At 55.8% G+C, this 20,412-nt stretch carries 12 protein-coding genes and 2 tRNA genes; 6 read left to right on the plus strand and 8 right to left on the minus strand.

Annotated features, from left to right (window positions below):
- Positions 1–6: 6 nt before the first annotated feature.
- Positions 7–3,324 (minus strand): T9SS type A sorting domain-containing protein, encoded by a 3,318-nt coding sequence (locus tag IPM61_15710; protein ID MBK8912757.1) that lies wholly within the window; start codon positions 3,322–3,324, stop codon positions 7–9.
- Between the two features lie 158 nt (positions 3,325–3,482).
- Between IPM61_15710 and IPM61_15715 the strand changes: the two genes are divergently transcribed.
- Entirely contained in the window at positions 3,483–3,767 is a 285-nt protein-coding gene (locus tag IPM61_15715) for a helix-turn-helix transcriptional regulator (GenBank protein ID MBK8912758.1), read from the plus strand.
- Here the strand turns inward: IPM61_15715 and IPM61_15720 are convergent.
- Together IPM61_15720 and IPM61_15725 are read right to left on the minus strand one after the other, a co-directional pair.
- A complete protein-coding gene (locus tag IPM61_15720; protein MBK8912759.1) occupies positions 3,683–5,533 on the minus strand; it encodes a hypothetical protein in 1,851 nt (616 codons plus the stop codon). The genes IPM61_15715 and IPM61_15720 overlap by 85 nt on opposite strands.
- Before the next feature lie 95 nt (positions 5,534–5,628).
- Positions 5,629–7,329 (minus strand): hypothetical protein, encoded by a 1,701-nt coding sequence (locus IPM61_15725; GenBank protein MBK8912760.1) that lies wholly within the window; start codon positions 7,327–7,329, stop codon positions 5,629–5,631.
- Between the two features lie 172 nt (positions 7,330–7,501).
- On the opposite strand from IPM61_15725, the gene IPM61_15730 reads away from it, so the two are divergent.
- Positions 7,502–7,855 carry a 4a-hydroxytetrahydrobiopterin dehydratase gene (locus IPM61_15730; GenBank protein ID MBK8912761.1) on the plus strand — a complete coding sequence of 118 codons (354 nt, stop codon included), beginning with the start codon at positions 7,502–7,504 and terminating at the stop codon, positions 7,853–7,855.
- Between the two features lie 76 nt (positions 7,856–7,931).
- On the opposite strand, the gene IPM61_15735 is transcribed toward IPM61_15730, so the two are convergent.
- The 3 genes from IPM61_15735 to IPM61_15745 all read right to left on the minus strand — a co-directional run bounded on the left by IPM61_15735 (position 7,932) and on the right by IPM61_15745 (position 9,909).
- Positions 7,932–8,008, minus strand: a tRNA-Met gene (locus tag IPM61_15735).
- 33 nt (positions 8,009–8,041) lie between these two features.
- A tRNA-Val gene (locus IPM61_15740) sits at positions 8,042–8,116 on the minus strand.
- Between the two features lie 110 nt (positions 8,117–8,226).
- Positions 8,227–9,909 (minus strand): alkaline phosphatase D family protein, encoded by a 1,683-nt coding sequence (locus IPM61_15745; protein ID MBK8912762.1) that lies wholly within the window; start codon positions 9,907–9,909, stop codon positions 8,227–8,229.
- 81 nt (positions 9,910–9,990) lie between these two features.
- Between IPM61_15745 and IPM61_15750 the strand changes: the two genes are divergently transcribed.
- The 3 genes from IPM61_15750 (at position 9,991) to IPM61_15760 (ending at position 15,082) form a co-directional block, all read left to right on the plus strand.
- Positions 9,991–11,607 (plus strand): NAD(P)/FAD-dependent oxidoreductase, encoded by a 1,617-nt coding sequence (locus IPM61_15750; protein ID MBK8912763.1) that lies wholly within the window; start codon positions 9,991–9,993, stop codon positions 11,605–11,607.
- Between the two features lie 94 nt (positions 11,608–11,701).
- Positions 11,702–12,871 carry a cysteine desulfurase gene (locus IPM61_15755; GenBank protein MBK8912764.1) on the plus strand — a complete coding sequence of 390 codons (1,170 nt, stop codon included), beginning with the start codon at positions 11,702–11,704 and terminating at the stop codon, positions 12,869–12,871.
- 252 nt (positions 12,872–13,123) lie between these two features.
- Complete coding sequence (locus tag IPM61_15760) at positions 13,124–15,082, plus strand: outer membrane beta-barrel protein (protein ID MBK8912765.1); 1,959 nt, start codon at positions 13,124–13,126, stop codon at positions 15,080–15,082.
- 105 nt (positions 15,083–15,187) lie between these two features.
- On the opposite strand, the gene IPM61_15765 is transcribed toward IPM61_15760, so the two are convergent.
- Positions 15,188–16,168, minus strand: a complete 981-nt coding sequence (locus tag IPM61_15765; protein MBK8912766.1) for a polyprenyl synthetase family protein — start codon at positions 16,166–16,168, stop codon at positions 15,188–15,190.
- Positions 16,169–16,453: 285 nt separating this feature from the next.
- Between IPM61_15765 and IPM61_15770 the strand changes: the two genes are divergently transcribed.
- Positions 16,454–17,605: a glycosyltransferase family 4 protein gene (locus IPM61_15770; GenBank protein MBK8912767.1), complete on the plus strand. Its 1,152-nt coding sequence runs from the start codon at positions 16,454–16,456 to the stop codon at positions 17,603–17,605.
- Between the two features lie 7 nt (positions 17,606–17,612).
- Here the strand turns inward: IPM61_15770 and IPM61_15775 are convergent, their stop codons facing one another.
- Entirely contained in the window at positions 17,613–20,387 is a 2,775-nt protein-coding gene (locus IPM61_15775; protein ID MBK8912768.1) for an HAD-IC family P-type ATPase, read from the minus strand.
- Positions 20,388–20,412: the final 25 nt, after the last annotated feature.

The following is a 20,412-nucleotide window of genomic DNA, read 5'->3' on the forward strand; positions in this document are numbered from 1 at the left end:
CAATCGCTACCAAGCCGCCCACGCTTTCCAGTGCTTGCAGACGCCAGTATGCAATGGTGTTTGCCCCGGCAGCAGTGGTGTGCTGCCAAACAATCGCGCAGTTGCTATCCTTAAGCTGTCTCCAGCTTTCACTTGTGCGGTTCCCTTGTATCTGGCAAGGTTGAAGCTATCGGCCACCATCTTCGCAATCCCGTTGAAGGCTCCATACTCGTTCGGAAATTGCTCCTCGCCACACTGGAACCCGATCACATGGCGGCGAAGCGAATCCACCGGATAGGTCTCCACACGGTTGTTCACGTTGATGCTCGTTCCATACATCAGCTTCTTCATCGTCTTCATCAGCACATCGGACCGATACTTCCGCGCTTCAGCCGTTCGGCCCAATGCCATCTGCCCTCGGTAGTCGCGCAGGCTTACTGAACGCAAGTACACATCCTCATTCACCCCAAGCCAATGCACACGGATGTCTATGCTTCTTGAGGCGGCGGCGGGGTGGGCGGGACCTCGCGTCACCTCGTCGCTGCACCAGCGGAGCGACATCGGAAACACCGCTTCCTTGTACTCGTTCCAGGCGAGGTCGTTGTCTATCAGGTCTTGCTTGCGGAGGTAGTAGCTGCGGCAGACGAACTCCATATCCTGTTGGACATCTATTTTCTGGCCGCTGGAATTGAAGTAGGAGTTGTGGTTGTCGTTCGGGTCAACACCTATGTAGGTTGGTAGCTCATAGACGATGTCTATCCGAATCAATGCAGAGTCGTTGCTGACCGCAGAGTTTTGATTAATCAGGTCACGGAGATGCCCGGTAACGACGAGGTAGTTGATGGAGTCCTCGAAGACGGGGCGGTCGCGGCGGTCTTTCAGGAAGGCATCGGTCTTCTGGACGCTGTCGTTGCTGTAGAACGAGCGGCGCATCCAGGGCTTCACCCACCGATACTTCTGCAACACCGAATCGTAGCCATAGACCACCCCCCACAAAATTGAGTCGTTCGCCCCTGTGTTGCTTGTCGTGTATAATTCTTCTTGGACAAAAACGCTAGGAAGTTGAGGGTCTGGGTTATTATAATTTCCATTCGGGTCTCCCCCTTGCCGATGCAAGAACTTCGTTGGCCACAACTGGCTTTGCACCGAGTCGAACGCATAAAACTCAATCGCTTGTCCCCATCCCATGTCGTTCAACGGCTTCAGCGTCACCAATGCTCGCTGGTTCGATTGTCGAGCATTGCTCGACAAAAAACGGTCATTCTGCGTACTGTCGTTCTGGTTGATCTGAACATGAACAATCGGTATCCCCATCCATGCCGCATGATTCCACAAATCGTAGTAGTCGCGGTTGCGCCAAGACTTATGCACTGGCCCCCATTTCTGGAATGTTCCGGCGATGTAGAACTCATCATTGCCAACACCATACATCGGGCGAAGCGGTGGCTTCGTGGTATCCACTGCCCGAAGAAACTGGGCATAGCTCTGGCTTCCAGCCAGCAACAACAACAGCAACGTGGTGAGCAGCCACGGCATGGCCTGCCGCGATTTCTGTGATCTTCCTCCCTTGATCGTGATCGTCTTCATGGTTATCTCCATGATAGTATTGAAAGAAGTGCCACCCGAAACGGTGACGTGGATTGATCGGATTAGTGTTGAACAAGAATCTGTGTGCTGGCAAGCACCTTCCCCGAAACGGTCGTACGCCGTTAGCAAGTACGTTCCCGATGGAACCGCAGCCGTAGATATCGAGCGGCTACGCTCTGGGCGTATCTCGTTTTCGGTTATCAGTTTGCCAGCGATGTCGTGGATGGAGAATCGGGTTGGCATGGTTGCGAGATCACCACGCCAAGCGAGATTGAGTTCGGTGGTAGCGGGGTTTGGCCAGAGGTAGAGGCCCCGTTGGTGGTTGGCCATCGGCTCGGTACGAACACTGACGGTGGGTTGATCCAGTGGGATGTATGGGCCGCCAGCAAGGATCACCCCAATGCCAGAATAGTCCCCTGGCCAACGAGGACTGCTGGTAATCAGATCATCCCATCCGTCGCCCGTGCAATCAGGCAATCTTCCGCCATAGCCTTCCACCGTCTTATTGGCTAAACCATCTATACCGGATGAGTAGTATCCATCAACCGCTCCATTCGGGCCAATACGGCTTCCTGAAAACAGCGACATTCGGGTTTGTCCATCTATCGCTGATTGCAGCCGTAGCATGATTACTCGTTGGCTACTGTCATTGAAGTAGGCCGTCGTATTAAGGAGTGATCCAGCGATACCGACAGTGTATTGGTCAAGGTTTGGGAACCATTGCTCGGCATCAGAGCGAGCGAAGGTTCGGCTGCGAACCGATTTCCCCGAGCGACTTCGATAGATGTAGGTCCCTCGTGTGGCATCGCGACCTGCGGTTCCGGCGAAGTCCATCATCTTATCCCCGTCAAAATCCCCCACTGCCATGTGGTAGTTCAACCCGCTGGAGTCATCAAGGAGAATCTCCCGATCGGGTTGGGTCCATGTCCAGGGGGAGGTTTCAGTGCCAAACCACATCTTCAATTTGAATCCCTCGGCATACTTCGCCACGCTCAGCAAATCTATATACCGATCCCCGTCAATATCCAACAGCTTCGCCGTGTAAAACTGGGCATCGGTCGCCTCCTCCGGATCACGTACCACATAATCTGGCGTATCTACTTGGAAGCCACTCCCGCCTCGGTAAAACCAGTACTCCGGCCGCTTGTACACACTATCCCCACGCCGAACGGCATTTAACGCAAGCAGTAATTCATCCCCTCTTTGACCATCTATGTTCATTGCTATTGCCGCTGATGGGGCGATCAACAACAGGGGAACGGACATATCAGGGTCTGGCTCTACAATCATCACTGGCTCCTTCGACAACCCATGCTCAACATCAGGCTGGTACAACTTCAATTGATAGAACCCTATGCTCGTGCCATTCATGCTTTTGAAGGTATGTGAACCGAACCCTACCAAAAGGCGGTTATCACCGTAGAAGTATCCATAGACCGGAAATGCAGGGTATGGAGCAAGGCTTGGTATCGAAGCAATTGGTACAGGTGAAGGGACAGGAGAGCCTCCCAGAAATACCTTCCAGCATTGCTCTATGCCATACTGCACCGCAAAATCGGTGATCGAGTCTCCGTTAATATCCCCCACCGGGCCGCAGCCTTGCCCAACGCGGTCGCCATCGTTGCCGGTAATCGTCCAAATACGCCTGAGCAGGACAGCATCGGGGTTTTGGGTGATGGGTTCAACAACGGGTTGGGCATACAAGGGTAGGCTTGCTGCGGCAAGCAGAAGAAGAGATAGAATGGTGCGTGAGTTCATGATGCTTGGTCTCCAGAAATCGGTGTCTGTTCGCTGGGAACTTACGCGAACAATGGGTACTAGTAAAGACCACGGTTTGCATACTTACTTCATCAAACCTATGAATTATTTCTATAGAAATAACAACCCTTTTTATCGCCGCATACCTTTACCACCCTATGCAGCGACAGCCATCTTATCTCCATTCATCCTCCCCTGATGATGAGACTATCATTCCTGCTTTTGCTGCCGTTATACGATCTCTTCGACTCCAACACGGATTTACTCAAGAACAACTTGCCTGGCGCACCAACGTTGACCAATCCTTTATCTCAGCACTCGAACGAGGCCTGAAAGAACCTTGCCTTAAAACCATAGTTCAGCTTGCTTCTGCTTTCGATCTCCCGCTGTCGCAATTAATCATTGCTTTTGAGCAACAACGAAAGCAACATCCAAAATCCTGATAGCCCAACATCCCTGGCCAATAGCGGTTCCGGTTTGTGTATAGCTGCGCTTGCCCAGGGTGGTAATACCCCACAAACAACCGCTGGAATGCCGTGTTGTACTTCTCCACCCCATCAGCCGTTAGCTCCAGCAATGGCAGATGACCACGCCCACCGTTGTGCTCAATGATGCTCGGAATCTGGTGTACTTCGCTCTCGAACAACGTGTCGGGCCGAATGTCATCTGGACCAAGAAACACCGCCATCGTGTCGTTCGTGGAGTTGATGTACAGGTAACTCCCCGTTTGCGGGTTCCGACTTACTTCGGCAAACGATCGCTGGCCTAAGTCGTGCGAGAACAACAGCAAGCTGTCTCCAGCTTTCACTTGTGCGGTTCCCTTGTATCTGGCAAGGTTGAAGCTATCGGCCACCATCTTCGCAATCCCGTTGAAGGCTCCATACTCGTTCGGAAATTGCTCCTCGCCACACTGGAACCCGATCACATGGCGGCGAAGCGAATCCACCGGATAGGTCTCCACACGGTTGTTCACGTTGATGCTCGTTCCATACATCAGCTTCTTCATCGTCTTCATCAGCACATCGGACCGATACTTCCGCGCTTCGGCAGTTCGGCCCAATGCCATCTGCCCTCGGTAGTCGCGCAGGCTTACTGAACGCAAGTACACATCCTCATTCACCCCAAGCCAATGCACACGGATGTCTATGCTTCTTGAGGCAGCGTCGGGGTGGGCGGGACCTCGCGTCACCTCGTCGCTGCACCAGCGGAGCGACATCGGGAACACCGCTTCCTTGTACTCGTTCCAGGCGAGGTTGTTGTCTATCAGGTCTTGCTTGCGGAGGTAGTAGCTGCGGCAGACGAACTCCATATCCTGTTGGACATCTATTTTCTGGCCGCTGGAATTGAAGTAGGAGTTGTGGTTGTCGTTCGGGTCAACACCTATGTAGGTTGGTAGCTCATAGACGATGTCTATCCGAAGCAATGCAGAGTCGTTGCTGACCGCAGAGTTTTGGTCAACATCACGGCGGAGATGTCCGGTAACGACGAGGTAGTTGATGGAGTCCTCGAAGACGGGGCGGTCGCGGCGGTCTTTCAGGAAGGCATCGGTCTTCTGGACGCTGTCGTTGCTGTAGAACGAGCGGCGCATCCAGGGTTTCACCCACCGGTACTTCTGCAACACCGAATCGTAGCCATAGACCACCCCCCACAAAATTGAATCGTTCGCCCCTGTGTTGTTTGTCGTGTATAACTCTTCTTGGACAAAAACATTCGGTTGATCTGGATAGGGGTTATTATAATTTCCATTCGTATCCCCCCCTTGCCGATGCAAGAACTTTGTTGGCCACAACTGGCTTTGCACCGAGTCGAACGCATAAAACTCAATCGCTTGTCCCCATCCCATGTCGTTCAACGGCTTCAGCGTCAGCAATGCTCGCTGGTTCGATTGTCGAGCATTGCTCGACAAAAAACGGTCATTCTGCGTACTGTCGTTCTGGTTGATCTGAACATGAACAATCGGTATCCCCATCCATGCCGCATGATTCCACAAGTCGTAATAGTCGCGGTTGCGCGAAGACTTATGCACCGGCCCCCATTTCTGGAACGTGCCGGCGATGTAGAACTCATCATTACCAACACCATACATCGGGCGAAGCGGTGGCTTCGTGGTATCCACTGCCCGAAGAAACTGGGCATAGCTCTGGCTTCCAGCCAGCAACATCAACAGCAACGTGGTCAGTAGTCGCGCCATCGTATGACGTGACTTCAATGATCTTCCTCCCTTGATCGTGATCGTCTTCATGGTTCTCTCCATGATAGTATTGAACGAAGTGCCACCCGAAACGGTGACGTGGATTGATCGGATTAGTGTTGAACAAGAATCTGCGTGCTGGCAAGCACCTGCCCCGAACGGTCGTACGCCGTTAGCAAGTACGTTCCCGATGGAACCGCAGCCGTGGACCATCGAGCGGCGCCACGCTCTGGGCGTATCTCGTTTTCGGTTATCAGTTTGCCAGCGATGTCGTGGATGGAGAATCGGGTTGGCATGATTGCGAGGTCGCCACGCCAAGCGAGATTGAGTTCGGTGGTGGCGGGGTTTGGCCAGAGGTAGAGTCCCCGTTGGTGGTTAGCCATCGGCTCGGTGCGAACGCTGACGGTGGGTTGATCCAGTGGGATGTACGGGCCACCAGCGAGGATCACTGCGATGCCAGAATAGTCCCCTGGCCAACGAGGATGACTTTGTATCTGATCCTCCCATCCATCATCATTACAGTCAGGAAGCCTGCCACCAAACCCGTTCACCGCATGATTCCGTAATCCGTCAAGCCCAGCCGAGTAAAACCCATCGTAAGCTCCATTAGGGCCATTACGACTTCCTGAAAAGAATGACATATAGGTATCCTCATTTCCACCAGCGATCAACCGCAACATCATTGTTCGCTGTGTGCTATCATTCAGATGACCAATCGAACCAAAGATTGAGCCAGCGGAATTACTGGTGTATTGGTCAAGGTTTGGGAACCATTGCTCGGCATCGGAGCGAGCGAAGGTTCGGCTGCGAACCGATTTCCCCGAGCGACTTCGATAGATGTAGGTCCCTCGTGTGGCATCGCGACCTGCGGTTCCGGCGAAGTCCATCACCTTATCCCCGTCAAAATCCCCCACTGTCATGTGGTAGTTCAACCCGCTGGAGTCATCAAGGAGAATCTCCCGATCGGGTTCGGTCCATGTCCAGGGGGAGGTCTCGGTGCCAAACCACATCTTCAATTTGAAGCCCTCGGAATACTTCGCCACCGTCACAAGGTCCCGATGTGCGTCTCCATCAAGATCCAACAGCTTCGCCGTGTAAAACTGGGCATCGGTCGCCTCCTCCGGATCACGTACCACATAATCCGGCGTATCTATCTGGAACCCTGCCCCCCCTCGGTAAAACCAATACTCCGGCGCTTTCGTGACAAGGTTATCTCCATGACGGACACCCAAATGAGCCAAAATCAGTTCTTCACCTGCATTCCCATCAAGGTCTTGAGCAAAAATGTAGTATGGATAAATCCCTATGTACTCTTTGCTGGATTTCGTTCGCGTGTATGGATCAAGCGTATCATCGGCGGTAGTTGATAGTTCATTGTTCTTCACACCAAACAGAAACAGTCGATAAGAATACGCTGCACCATTGTTAATCGGAACCAGATCATTGAATCCGATCATCAGATTCCCATTCCCAAAGAAGTCCCCATACACCGGGTAGCCAATGCCAGCCAGCAAGCTATCACCAACCCACACTGGCTCAGTGCTTGGAACCGGGCTTCCACCCAAATACACCCGCCATTGGGAGGCCAGACCGAACTGCACCGCGAAGTCGGTGATCGAGTCCCCGTTAATATCCCCCACCGGGCCGCAGCCTTGCCCAACGCGGTCGCCATCGTTGCCAGTAATTGTCCAGATGCGCCTGAGCAGAACAGCATCGGGGTTTTGGGTGATGGGTTCAACAACGGGTTGGGCATACAAGGGTAGGCTTGCTGCGGCAAGCAGAAGAAGAGTCTGGATGGTGGTTCTGGTGTTCATCGAATGATCCTCGGGTTGGTTGGCAGGAACTTACGCCAACGGGCTTACTTGATAAAGACAATGATCATGGCCAATGTTCTCACCCATTGCCCTCTCCCCCCAATTCGCTAACGTTGCGGTGGATTTCCGGGCAACAACTCTATTTCCTCACACTGCTATTCGGCGCATCACTATGAACCTTGACTCTCCGCTTTTCCAGCAAGATTGCATCCCCTGCAAAGGGGGCGTTCCCCCGCTACAAGGGGATGACCTGAAACTGATCCATGAACGGCTTGGTGGCAATTGGGAAGTGGTGAATGAGCACCACTTGCGGAAGGAGTTCACCTTCCCTGATTTTGCGCAGGCACTGGCGTTCACCAACGGCGTTGGAGGGCTTGCCGAGCAGCAAGGCCATCACCCTGACATCTATCTGGCGTGGGGGAAAGTGGTGGTGACGATCTGGACCCACAAGATTGATGGGCTGGTAGAAAGCGATTTCATCCTTGCCGCAAAAATTGACCGGATGGTGAAGGAGGAAGGGGCGTAGGGAGAAAAAACCTTTTGCTCTTCATGCTATTTCCCAACAAAAAAAAGCGGCAATTCTGAAAAAGAATTGCCGCTTTTGGTAGCGGAGGAGGGATTCGAACCCCCGACACATGGATTATGATTCCATTGCTCTAACCGACTGAGCTACTCCGCCATTGCTGCGCCGCTTGTTCCCCGCGTTGCACCGTGGGCGCTGAGGGATTTGAACCCCCGACCTCCTCGGTGTAAACGAGGCGCTCTGAACCAGCTGAGCTAAGCGCCCTTTCCGTTCGTGGCGTTGCCGCCAGAAGTAAGGGGCTGCAAATATAGCCGCTGAGGGGGCCAACGCAAGCGGTTCCACGCGGGCAAGTTCGCATCAATTAGTTTCCTTGATTACTTGATTACCTCCCCCCTAAACTCCATCGTGTAGCCCTCCCCCACAATCTTCCCAAGATACGCGCCGCTTGGAAGCGATGCCGGGAACCGCTGCCGCATCACGCTGGTGGCTTCCTCAATCTGCCAGCGCGCAACTTCGTTCCCTTGAAGGTCGGTGATGGTGGCCGTGGCGTTGCTGGGAAGCGGAGCCGTAAACTGCACCATCACCTCGCGCCCGTCGCTGCCGAAGGTGATGGTTTCCACCGTTGGCCAGCGGTCCGCTTGCGGGGCGGCCACCCCGCTCGATTTATCGGCCATCTCGTACCGCAGCGATAGCTCCCCATCTTCGTCGAACGACTCCACAATCAGCCGGTGCACCGGAACCGTCTCCACCCGCAGCCGCCCGATTGTTGACTTGCCGTTGGTTTGCCCTCCGGTAAAAACATTGAATCCATACCGCCGCAGGGTATCGTACAGAAAACTGTTGGGAACATCCAGATTGGCCGCCACGAACTCCGGCACAACCGAATGGGAACCATCATCGAACAGGTTGTTGTGGACGCTTCCGGTGATGATTAAAAAATTCCGCCCGGCCTCGGTTTTTAGCAGCTTCCGAAGCGAGTCAAGGTCCGCAGGATAGCCCACCCAGTACTCGGCGGTTTCGCGGGCAATGTTCGGGCGGCCAACAAGAAGCGCGGCGGGGATCAGCGGAGCCAGCCCGGGATTGAACGGCCCCTGGCTGGCCAACACCTTCCAACGTGCCGTCGAATTCCGGATTGCCTGCAGCAGCCAGGTCCGCTGGTCCACCCCCGGAACCGGATAGCCGGACAGCATGGAGTGCCCCGCTGCGGGGGCAAACTTCCCGTCGCGGAAGGCGGAGTCCACCGGGCTGCGCTGCGTGCGGCTGTCCATCATAAACACCTCCACATTTCCAACCCGGAAGGAGTGCCACACTCCCCCCTGCGGATTGGCCAATGGATAGTGTGGTTGATATCGCTGGTAAGCCTGCAGCAGTTCATTTTTTAGTGTTGGGGGGATCGAGCCGTCGCCGTTGTTTCCAGCAAAGTCGTGGTCGTCCCACTCGTAAGCGATCCCCATCTGCGAAAGAATTTTTGTGGTGAGCGGGTAGGTCGTGTCCAGCCGTGTGGCGTAGGATTGGCGGATTGTGCCGGGCACGTTCGGGAACCCGGGGACCAGCACGTCAGGATAGGACCAATCTCCCAAATGGATGAAGTAATCCCCCCCAAGCCCCCCGCCAACGTCGAACGTTTTTCCGGCGGCCCCCTGCGATGCGCGATTGCACGAACCGAACAGCAACGTCACCGGCGCGTCGGTGCCGGCCACGGGGAACGTGGTGAACGATTGCGTGGGGGAAATCCTTCCGCCAGCAGCGTCAACAACGCGGTAGTGGTAACGGGTGGAAGGAAGCAATCCTTGCAGCGTAATCTTCAACACAAAATCTTCCGATTGCTGCGGCGTAACTTGGGCCGTCTGTTGGGGGGTTGCGAAGGTGGAATCGTCGTCGTATTCAATGCCGACCGGCTGCCCGCCACTGCGCCAGACCAACACCGTGGCGGCGCGGTCGGTGACGTTGCCAACAAATGGCCAGCGGAACAGCGGCTGCGCAAAACTTGGAAGAACGCACGCCAGCATCGTGAGCATCGCGGCAACCAGCACGGGGCGGAAATATGGAGGTATCATGGCTATCCTTTTGCGGTTGTTGTGCCGGAATATACTTCCGTTGCAACTCTGCCGAATCAACGGAAAGACTTCAACACCAAGATGACTGAATCAGAATTTGACTGCATCGTGGTTGGTGCCGGCCACAACGGGCTGACCACCGCTTGCTACCTGGCAAAAGCCGGGCTGCGGGTGGCGGTGGTTGAGCGGCGCGACATGGTTGGCGGGGCGGTTGCTACCGAGGAGATGTTCGGCGGATACCAGATGGACGTTGGCGGATCGGCACACATCATGATCCACCTGACCCCGGTGGTGCGTGAATTGGAGTTGGAGAAGTTCGGGCTGGAGTATCTAGAGATGGACCCGTTTGCCTGGCACCCCACCGATGACGGCCAATGGCTTGCGTACTACCGCGACGTTGAACGCACCTGCCAATCAATCGCGCAAATCAGCCCGCAGGATGCCGAATGCTACCACCAGTTCTGCAAGTTCTGGCGGGCAATCAACGAAGGGGTGTTCGATGCGTTCCTGCAACCGCCAACGCCGGGGCGATTGCTCCGAACGATGATGAGCGGAAAGTTCGGGAAGAAGCAAGACGTGGCGGGGACCCTTCGGAAGATATTCTCCAGCTATGGCCAAGTCATCACCGAATCGTTCGTTAGCCAGCCGGTGCGCGCCTCGATGAACTGGTTGGCGGCGCAATCGGGACCGCCACCATCGGAGCTTGCCACAGCCGATTTTGTGGGGTGGCACTCGATGATTCACGTGTCGGGGGCCAAGCGGCCACGCGGCGGAAGCGGGATGCTGACCCAAGCAATGGCGCGGCGATTCCAAGCCGACGGCGGGACGATTTTCACCGGGGAACCGGCCAAGCGGATCATCATCAACAACGGAACGGCCGTTGGGGTGGAGCTTGCCAACGGAACCACATTGCACGCACGGCGGGCAGTGGTTTCCGGGGCGCACGTCGTCACCACCATGCTGACGCTTGTTGGTGCCGAGCACCTTCCGGCCGCGTTGGTGAAACGGATCAAGGACCTACGGATCGGGAACGGCTTTGGGATGATTCTGCGATGCGCCAGCACCGAGCTTCCGAACTACGTGGCCATGCCCCACAACCCGGCGGAGCATTCCCCAGCGAATCCGCATCACTCCCACACCGGGCTGCAATTGCTTTGCCCCAGCATGCAGTATCTGGACCACGCCTACGCCGACTACCTTCGCGGAATCCCCGCGCGCGACCCCGCGTGTTTGCTGATGACCTTCTCCGCCATTGACGGCACGCTGGCTCCGGCGGGGAAACACACCATTTTCATCTGGGGTCAGTATCACCCCTATCAGCTTTCCAACGGCGAGCATTGGGACAACATCCGCCAGCGCGAGGCCGAGAAGTTGATTGATGTTGCGGCCCGCTACGCGCCAAATTTGAAATCGGTAATCACCGACATCTACATCCAGACCCCGTTGGATATTGAGCGGAAGCACGGGATGCTGCGGGGAAACGTGATGCACCTGGAGATGTCGTTCGACCAGATGTTCCTGTTCCGCCCCACCCCCGAACTGAGTAACTACACCACGCCCATCCGAAACCTGTTTCTTACCGGAGCCAGCACCCACCCCGGCGGAGGTATCTTTGCGGCCAGCGGGCGCAACACCGCGCAGGTGGTCCTGAAAGCAATCGGCAAAACCGGAAGACGGTGGTTCGCAAAAACTCCATAACCTCCAACCTCACGTTTTGGGCCAGGCCGATCGTTCGGGAGCGTCGGTTAGTTTCATGGCCTTCAAACTCAACATTCTTCAACAAGCACCAACTATGCCGGCATATCTTGATAACAGCGCAACCACGCCCCTTGCCCCCGAAGTAATCCAACGGATGGAAGAAGTTCGCGCACGGACCCAGGCCAACGCAAGCTCGGTGCATCGAAGCGGGCAGATGGCGCGGGTGATTCTGGAAGAATCGCGCCAGCAGATTGCGGAGATTATCGGGGCCGAGCCGAAGGAGATCATCTTCACCAGCGGCGGGACCGAGGCGAACAACTTGGCGTTGAAAGGGATCGCGCTTCGGCAGAAGGCTGACCGAGGCGTTTGGCCAACGTTCTTCGTTCCCCGCACCGAGCATCACGCCGTGCTGCATCCTGCGCAGTTTTTGGCACAGATCGGCGCGCCGATCCGGATGCTTGGGGTGAACAACGAAGGGCGCACCGAACCGCAGGAGCTTCGGGACGCTTTGGCGGAAGCCGGCGGAAGCAACGCCTGCCCGGTTGTTTCGGTGATGCACGCCAACAACGAGACAGGAACCCTGAACCCGATTGCCGAGCTTGCAGAAATCACCCACCAAGCCGGCGGGGTTTTCCATACCGACGCGGTGCAAACGTTCGGGAAACTGCCGCTGAACGTGCGGGACACAGGGGTGGATATGGCCACGTTTTCGGCCCATAAAATCCATGGCCCCAAAGGGATTGGGGCGTTGTATCTACGCAAGGAGATTGAGCTTGAGCCGTTGATTCATGGCGGGGCGCAGGAGCGGAACCGGCGCGGCGGAACCGAATCGCCCGAGCTTGCGGCGGGGTTCGCAACCGCAGCGCGATTGTGCGCCAGCCAGCTGGAGCAATCCGCTGCATTGTTCCGCCAATTGAACAACGAGCTTCGGGAGTTGCTGCAATCCATTCCGGACCTGCGGATTATCACCCCCGCCAACGGGGTGCTGCCGAACATCGTGAACGCCACGTTTGCCGATGCCGAGCGGCTGGACGGCGAAGGCTTAATTGTGGGAATGGACTTGGCCGGCATTGCCGTCTCGAACGGATCGGCCTGCGCCTCGGGAAGCCAGCAGCCCAGCCATGTGCTGCTGGCAATGGGGCTTCCGGCAGCGCAAGCGCGTGCGGCTGTGCGTTTTTCCTTCAGCCGACTTACCACACCTCACGACGTTCAGGCCGCAGCAGCCGCACTGCGTGAAGTGGTCCAACGCCAGCGTGGGAAGTAAGCAGAAGGCACTCCATTTTTTGCTCAGGTACGGGCAGAAGTCCCATCCGTCCGCCGGCCTCTTACAATTCCAAACTCAAGGTTTCGGAAATCTGCCCGATGTTCGCGCCAACATTTTCTCCGTTTGTGCCGTTGTGGTGGCGTGGATAGCTTCTTTTCGATGTATTTTCCGCGCTGGGCATACGCAATTTCCCCTGAACGAACCGATAATCACATGTACTCTACTCATACAACTTACAGGAGTCTGTTGACCATGAAACGGAACCTTGCACAGCAGTTATCACTGGTTGCGCTTGGCTTGCTGGCATTTACCGCAGCAGCGCAATCGCAAAGCCGTGCCCAGATTGAAGCCCCGTGGCGCATTGGGCTAAACGCCGGATTGAATTACAATTTTGGCGCGTTCGGTTATCAGAATTTGGAGCCAAGCGGCGGCGCAAACTTTGCCCCGTTCGTTGCCAACGATGGAACCGGCATCGGCCCGTATATCGGGTTGATGGCCGAGTATAATTCCAAAGGGTGGTGGGGTGCGCAACTGCGTGCCAGCTTCGACGTCCGCAACACAAAAGTTACCGACCCAACATTCGGCTACGACAAGACGTTCGACACCCGCAGCAGCTACGTCACCATCGAGCCGATGCTCCGCTTGAACTTGGTTGACAAATCCCCTTTCTACATGACCTTTGGTCCGCTGTTCGGAATCAACATGAGCGGCGATTATGATTTCACCGACCCGAACCCAACCGGCCAACCGGTGGCGGCCACGCAGGACATCACCGACATCAACTCCCTTACCGTTGGATTTGGCGGTGGCTTCAGCTACGACTTTGTGCTGAACGACCGCATGGCGGACCTGCGCTGGTACTTGGCTCCCTGGATTGAAAGCTCCTGGATGCTCCACCAACGCGGCATCACCATTATTGATCTGGACCAGGACAAATTCGATGATATCTGGAGCACCCCGAACATCCGTGCGGGTATCGCGCTGAAAATGGGGATCATGCCGCCGCTGGACAAAGTGGCGATGGAAGATGGCAGCGGAATCATCAACCTTGCGCTGGCAACCCCTGCCGGCGGGTACATCCGCCAACGCCAGTTCGAGGAATTTTTCCCGGTTATCAACTCGGTCTTCTTCGACTCAACCTCCTCGGATATTCCAGGCCGCTACGCCCAAATCAGCAGCAGCGACATTGCCACGTTCAATGAGAACAACCTGATGGACTCCACGAAAGCTGGCAAAATTGACCTAAACCAACGCCGTGCAGTCCAGATGAATGTTTACCACAACGTGATGAACATCATCGGAACACGGATGAAAGCCGACCCATCCACCAGCATAAAGCTATCGGGCGCGGCAGGCCCCTACGGAGCAAAGGACGGAGCAACCCTTGCCACCAACGTCAAGAACTACTTGGTCAACACTGTTGGCATTGATGCCGGGCGCATCACCATCGAGGATCGCGAGCTTCCGGTAACTCCATCGGGATCGGCACGCACGCCGGCGGAGGACCGCCCACTGGTCAACGCCGAAAACCGCCGTGTTGATCTTTTCACGGCTCCATCCCCACTGAACGCTCCGGTTCGCATCACCTCGGTTGAGGAATCTTCAATCGAGAACGACTTGGTGCTGAACGTTGACGAAGGGAAAATTGCAAGCTGGCAAGTGGTGATTACTGGCGAAGGGAAAGAACTCACCTACGGCCCATTCAACCATGCAAACCAGCGCATTGACTCGCGCGAGATGATGAGCACGCTGAAGAACGGGAAGTACACCGCCGAAGTGATCGCAACCACAACCGACGGCCAAGTGATCCGCCAAACGAAGGACTTTGAGTTGGTTCGGAAAGATGGCCTAAGCAAGCCGGCACGCCGCTTCACCATCGTCTTCCCGTACGGCTCGGACGATCCGGTTCGCCTGTATGATAACTTCCTGAAGACCGTCGTTGCCCCACGCATTGATGACGGATCAACGGTGTATGTGATCGGGACCACCGATGCTGTTGGCAACGCCGATCTGAACTACCGTTTGTCGAAGTCACGCGCTGGCGAAGTTCGCGATATGCTGAAAGGGGAAACCGGGAAAGCGGGGAAAACCGTCACCTACGAAGTTGTGGGCTACGGCGAAGAAGAATCGCAGCTTAGCTACGACAACACGATACCGGAAGGTCGCCAGTACAATCGCGGCGTCACCATCGAGGTGATCCCGAACGATTAATTCGCGGGATTGGCACCGAAGTAAAAAAAAGCGGGCGGTGGCATGGAAAGCCACCGCCCGTTTTTCTGTTGTGAAGAAGATATTCGTGAGATAATTCGGATCCGGTTAAAACCGGCGGTTCAGCAGCATTTGGGTGAACCAAAGAAGCATCTGGCGCGGCTCACCGTCGGGAAGCATCTGAAGCTCCTGCTCCGCACGCTCGGTATGCAGCCGGACCTCCTGCTGGGCCTCTTCTATCACTCCATTTCGTTGGAACAAGCTGCGCATGGCCGGCACTTCCTCCGGCGGAAACCCTTTGGCGGAAAGGAATCGGTTCAGCAGTTGGCGGTCGTCTGGTAAGGTTGCCCGCTCCAACGCCCGCACCACCAACCACGTTCGTTTTCCTTCCACCACATCGCCGCCAATCGGCTTCCCAAGCTCGGCAGCTTCGGCGGTGATGTCCAGCAAATCATCCTGGATTTGGAAGGCGATACCAAGCTGGCGTGCGTAGCGGCACAAGGCAGAAATCTGCTGGGGTGTTCCCCCGCCAAGCTGCGCGCCAACTTCGGCAGCGGTTTCCAGCAGCCGCCCGGTTTTCATGGTCACCATCTGCAAGTAATCGTCCATGCACACGCTCTGGCGTGTCTCGAAATCTTTATCAAGCATCTGCCCCTCGCAGACATCCACCAGCCCTTGCGAAAGCGCGGCCATCACCTGCGGCTGCCGCGATTGCACGCCCTTAAGGATGATCTGGTAAGCAATGCCAATCATCACATCCCCCACCAGAATTGCGGTGCCTTCATCCCAGCGGGTGTGCACCGTTTGGCGGCCACGGCGGGTGGCCGAGCGGTCCATGATGTCGTCGTGGACAAGGGTGAAGTTGTGGAGGATTTCCACGGCAGCGCCGGCATCCAATGCTGCCATTGATTCCCCGCCAACGGCTTCGGCAGCAAGCATCACCAGCACCGCCCGAACGCGCTTCCCCCCCGCCTCCAGCACGTAGCGGGTTGGCTGGTACAGCGATGCCGGATCGGTGCGTTCCAGAAGTTCGATGATGCGCCGGTCGGCTTCGGCGCGGTAGCGTTGGTAGCGTTCGTCAAAGGTCATGCGCGATGTGGGAAAGATGTACAATGGCTGGGAACAATCTATGGTAAAGCACGCAACGAAGATAGCCTACCCTGATGCTGGAATACGTCGTTTATCATGGTCACGGTTTGCAGAAAAACACGGGGTTACAATTTCCCGCAGCCACCTGAACTCTGGATCGTCAAACCTTGCTTCCCAGAAGTTGTAGTTTTGCCGCTCCATTTCCCTGTTCTGGCTATTGAGAAATCAATGAGTTGATTGCAGGGAGAAATAGCTGACAGATCATTATTTCTACCTACGCGAATTATGCCCACACTATGCATTGCTGGCTCCTACTTCCACACCGAAAAACAAGGGGGCGTGGAAACACAGACGTGGCAGATCGGGCAAATAATGGCACGCAGTGGCTGGAGGGTTGTGTATTTGTGCCCCACCAGTGGGGAACTTGGCTGGCAATTGGATGATGGAAGCATCGGCGTGTATGGATTCCAGCAGCCGAATTATGGTTTCCAAATTGAAAATTCTCATATCGAAAAAATCCTCCAAGAAATTACCCCCGATGTGGTGTATCAACGTGGGCGGAGCATTTTGCAAGAAAGCGGAGCGGTAATTCGCTACTGCAAACGCAAGAATATTCCGTACGTTTTTGGATTATCAAGCGATGCCGACACAAAGCTATTGCATGGAATAACTCAGCTTTCCCGAGCCAAGCAATCGTTGATAAAAAAATCGGCGATTATTCCGTATGGGGCATGGTCCGATTGGAAAATGCGGCAGACTTTACGATCTGCGGATGCGATCATCACGCAACACCTCCATCAATTTGAACTGCTCCCCCCCTCGCTTCACCACAAGGGAGTAATTTTGCCGAACCTCCATCCTGAAATTACGGGAACAATCACCAAACCGCCCGGGGCCACCGTTGCATGGATCAGCAATTATCGCCCATTAAAACGGGGGGAATTATTTCTCCAATTAGCAAAACAATGCAGCGACCTTAATGCCACATTTATTATGATTCTGGGAAACGCACGCCAGCAATACACAGCCCACCTCATTAACCAAGCTGCGGCAATTTCTAATCTTCAGATTTTTGGAAAATGCACACCCCAGCACATTGATGAAATATTGCGATCGGCGTGGATGCTGGTAAATACCAGCGAGTATGAAGGTTTCTCCAATGTTTTTATCGAGTCGTGGTTGCGGGAAACGCCCACGCTCTCTATCGGCATTGACCCTGCGGAGGCATTGTCAAGGCACCGTGCGGGAATTGCTGCTAAGGATTTTCCCGAACTTGTTCGCCACGTACGCCACCTGCTTACTCACCCCGATGAGTGCCGCCAACTTGGGCAATATGCCAGAGTTTATGGCGAAACCAACCACGGATTGCAGCAGAACAGCAACCGGATTGCAGAGTTTTTTTTGAATATGCCTGGCAAATTGGGCAAGGCAGGATGACACGTGCTTATGGAGCAGCTGCCGCGCCGCCATGCCCCTCCTTCACCCGCACAACAAACCGCCCCACCCATTTCCGAATTTCCACCAAGACTATCAACGACAAACTGGTGCCAACGCACAACAGCCACGTTTCGGCCTGCAGCGGAACGGTTTTCATCAAGCTGTGCATAAATGGAAGCTGGACGGCCGCGACCTGCAGCAGCAATGCCAAAATCGTTACGGCCAACAGCGGGCGGTTGGCAAGAAATCCAATCTGGAATATTGAGTGATCCAGCGCGCGGGAATTATGAACGTTCCAGATTTGGAACAACGCTAACGTGGTAAACGCGGCGGTGCGGGCGTAGGCCAACGCGTCGGCGGAAATATCTTTCGACAAAGCGGTGTAGCCGTATTGGGCCAGCACCACCTCGAACACAATCAACGTGCCGAACATCATAATCAGCGCGCTTCCCAAAATTCGCTCGGCCATTTTTACGCTGACCAATCCCTCCGAACGCCGGCGCGGTTGCTCCTTCATCGTGTCGCCGTGTTCTTTCTCATAGGCCAGCGGGATGGTGCTGGTCCCGTCGGTGACAAGGTTGATCCACAGAAGCTGGACGGCCAGTATCGGAAGCGCGAAATCAAGGAAGACCGCAGCGGTCAGCGTCAGCACGCCGCCGGTGCTGGTGGAAAGGACGTACAGCACCATGTGCTGAAGATTGCGGAACATCACCCGTCCGTAGCGAATTGCCGAGACGATGGTGGCAAAATTGTCATCCTGCACCACCAGTGCCGATGCTTCTTTGGCCACGTCGGTTCCGCTCCCCATTGCCACGCCGATGTCGGCCTGTTTCAGCGCGGGCGCGTCGTTCACGCCGTCGCCGGTCATGGCCACCACATGGCCGTGACGCTGAAGCTGCCGGACAATCCGCAGCTTATGCTCCGGCGCAACCCGGGCATAGACATCGGTGGTGTTCACCCGTTCGTACAGGTCATCATCGCTCATCTCCTCCAGCTGCACCCCAGGAACCGCACGCACTTGCTGCCCGGTTTTGATGTTTAGCTGGCGTGCAATCGAGACGGCAGTTGCCACGTGGTCCCCGGTAATCATCACCACTTTGATTCCGGCATTGTGGGCATCGGCAATCGCCGTGCGGGCTTCGTCGCGCGGGGGGTCCTCGATTCCATGCAGCCCGGCAAAAACGCAACCGCCAAGCGTTGTGGGGTCGGGGGGCGAAGCAGGGTCAATCGGAAGATAGGCGGTGGCAATCACCCGCAATCCACGGTGCGAGAATTGCTTCTGGCGTTCCTCAATCCAGGCCATCTCCAACGGCTTCTCCCCTTCGCTCCGTAGCTCACGGCTGCACATCGCCAGCACCTTTTCCACCGAGCCTTTTATCAGATAAAAACTTCCTTCTGCGCCATCAATCTGCGTCACCATAAACATCTGTTCCGACTCGAACGGCAACGCCGTCTGCGAAGCCCACGTGCCCAGGATTGACCTGGCGATGCGGGCTTTTTCGGCAGCCACAATCATTGCCCCTTCGGTGGGGTCGCCAAGCAGTTCGCGGCTTCCGTCGCTGTTGGTGGCAAAGGAGGATTCGGTGCAAAGCAGTCCGATTTGCAACGCCCAAAAGAGCGGGGTCCCTGGGGTTGGGGTTATCGGCTCGTCGGCATCATCCAGCAAGTTTCCATCGGGCTGATACCCCCCTCCGGTCAGTTGGTAGATGCGGTCGTCGGTGGCAACCGCCACGGTGGTCATCTGGTTGCGGGTTAGGGTCCCGGTTTTGTCCGAGCAGATGACGGTGGTTGAGCCAAGCGTCTCCACCGCACGCATCCGCCGGACGATTGCTTTCTGGCGTGCCATCTGATAAACGCCAATGGAAAGCGCCACCGTCACCGCAATCGGCAGGCCTTCCGGGATTGCCGAAACAGCAAGGCCAATCGAGGTCAGCAGCATCTGCGTGGTCTCGTAGCCACGAAGCAGCCCAACGGTGAAGATGGTCCCGATGACCGCAGCAATCGCAATGGCCATCACTTTTCCGAACTTCTCCAGCCGCTCCTGCAACGGCGAGCTGGTGTCTTGCGCTTCGGCAACGCCTTTGCTGATCTTTCCAATCTCGGAGAACTCCCCCACGCCAACCACCAACCCCTTTGCGCGCCCTTTCCTGACGGTGGTTCCGGCAAAGGCCATGGTGATTTTATCCCCCAAAGAAATCCGTTCGGGAAGCTGCTGGTTGGCTTTTTTCAGCACCGGAAGCGACTCGCCGGTCAGCATAGATTCATCCACCGTCAGCTCAATTGTCTCGGCCAATCGCAGGTCCGCGGGAACCCGCACGCCGCTTTCCAGCATCACCAAATCCCCCACCACAAGCTCCTCGGCGGGGATAGATAGCTGCGTTCCGTTGCGGACCACACGGGCGGTGGGGGCGGTAAGGTTCATCACGGCTTTCAGCCGCTGGCTTGCGCGTTGTTCCTGCACAAACCCGATAATCGCGTTGAAGATCACCACAACGAAGATGGTGATGGCCTCCCCCACATCGCTTACCACAATCGTTAAGGCCGCCGCGCCAAACAGGATAAAGATCAGCGGGTTGTTGAACTGCTCCAGGAACAGCAGCAATTTCGATTTCTGTTTCGGTTGTGGAAGTGCGTTGCTTCCATACTGGGCGCGCATCTGGGCAACGGCTCCATCGGTTAGCCCTTGCTCAAGATTCACCCCCAGGGATTCGGCCACATGGCTGGATGGATGTGCAAAACTGGCGGCAAGAAATTGCGCGTTCGGAGGCTGAGTTGTTGGCATAGAAGAAGGTCTCGGTCAGGAAGAA

It is taken from the genome of Chlorobiota bacterium (assembly GCA_016710285.1).
Lineage (GTDB): Bacteria > Bacteroidota > Ignavibacteria > OLB7 > OLB7 > OLB7.

Excerpts from the sequence above, each read along its gene's own strand:
- IPM61_15710 (MBK8912757.1), bottom strand. The coding sequence starts at position 3,324 with ATGAACTCACGCACCATTCTATCTCTTCTTCTGCTTGCCGCAGCAAGC.
- IPM61_15715 (MBK8912758.1), top strand. The coding sequence starts at position 3,483 with ATGCAGCGACAGCCATCTTATCTCCATTCATCCTCCCCTGATGATGAG.
- IPM61_15725 (MBK8912760.1), bottom strand. The coding sequence starts at position 7,329 with ATGAACACCAGAACCACCATCCAGACTCTTCTTCTGCTTGCCGCAGCA.
- IPM61_15730 (MBK8912761.1), top strand. The coding sequence starts at position 7,502 with ATGAACCTTGACTCTCCGCTTTTCCAGCAAGATTGCATCCCCTGCAAA.
- IPM61_15745 (MBK8912762.1), bottom strand. The coding sequence starts at position 9,909 with ATGATACCTCCATATTTCCGCCCCGTGCTGGTTGCCGCGATGCTCACG.
- IPM61_15750 (MBK8912763.1), top strand. The coding sequence starts at position 9,991 with ATGACTGAATCAGAATTTGACTGCATCGTGGTTGGTGCCGGCCACAAC.
- IPM61_15755 (MBK8912764.1), top strand. The coding sequence starts at position 11,702 with ATGCCGGCATATCTTGATAACAGCGCAACCACGCCCCTTGCCCCCGAA.
- IPM61_15760 (MBK8912765.1), top strand. The coding sequence starts at position 13,124 with ATGAAACGGAACCTTGCACAGCAGTTATCACTGGTTGCGCTTGGCTTG.
- IPM61_15765 (MBK8912766.1), bottom strand. The coding sequence starts at position 16,168 with ATGACCTTTGACGAACGCTACCAACGCTACCGCGCCGAAGCCGACCGG.
- IPM61_15770 (MBK8912767.1), top strand. The coding sequence starts at position 16,454 with ATGCCCACACTATGCATTGCTGGCTCCTACTTCCACACCGAAAAACAA.
- IPM61_15775 (MBK8912768.1), bottom strand. The coding sequence starts at position 20,387 with ATGCCAACAACTCAGCCTCCGAACGCGCAATTTCTTGCCGCCAGTTTT.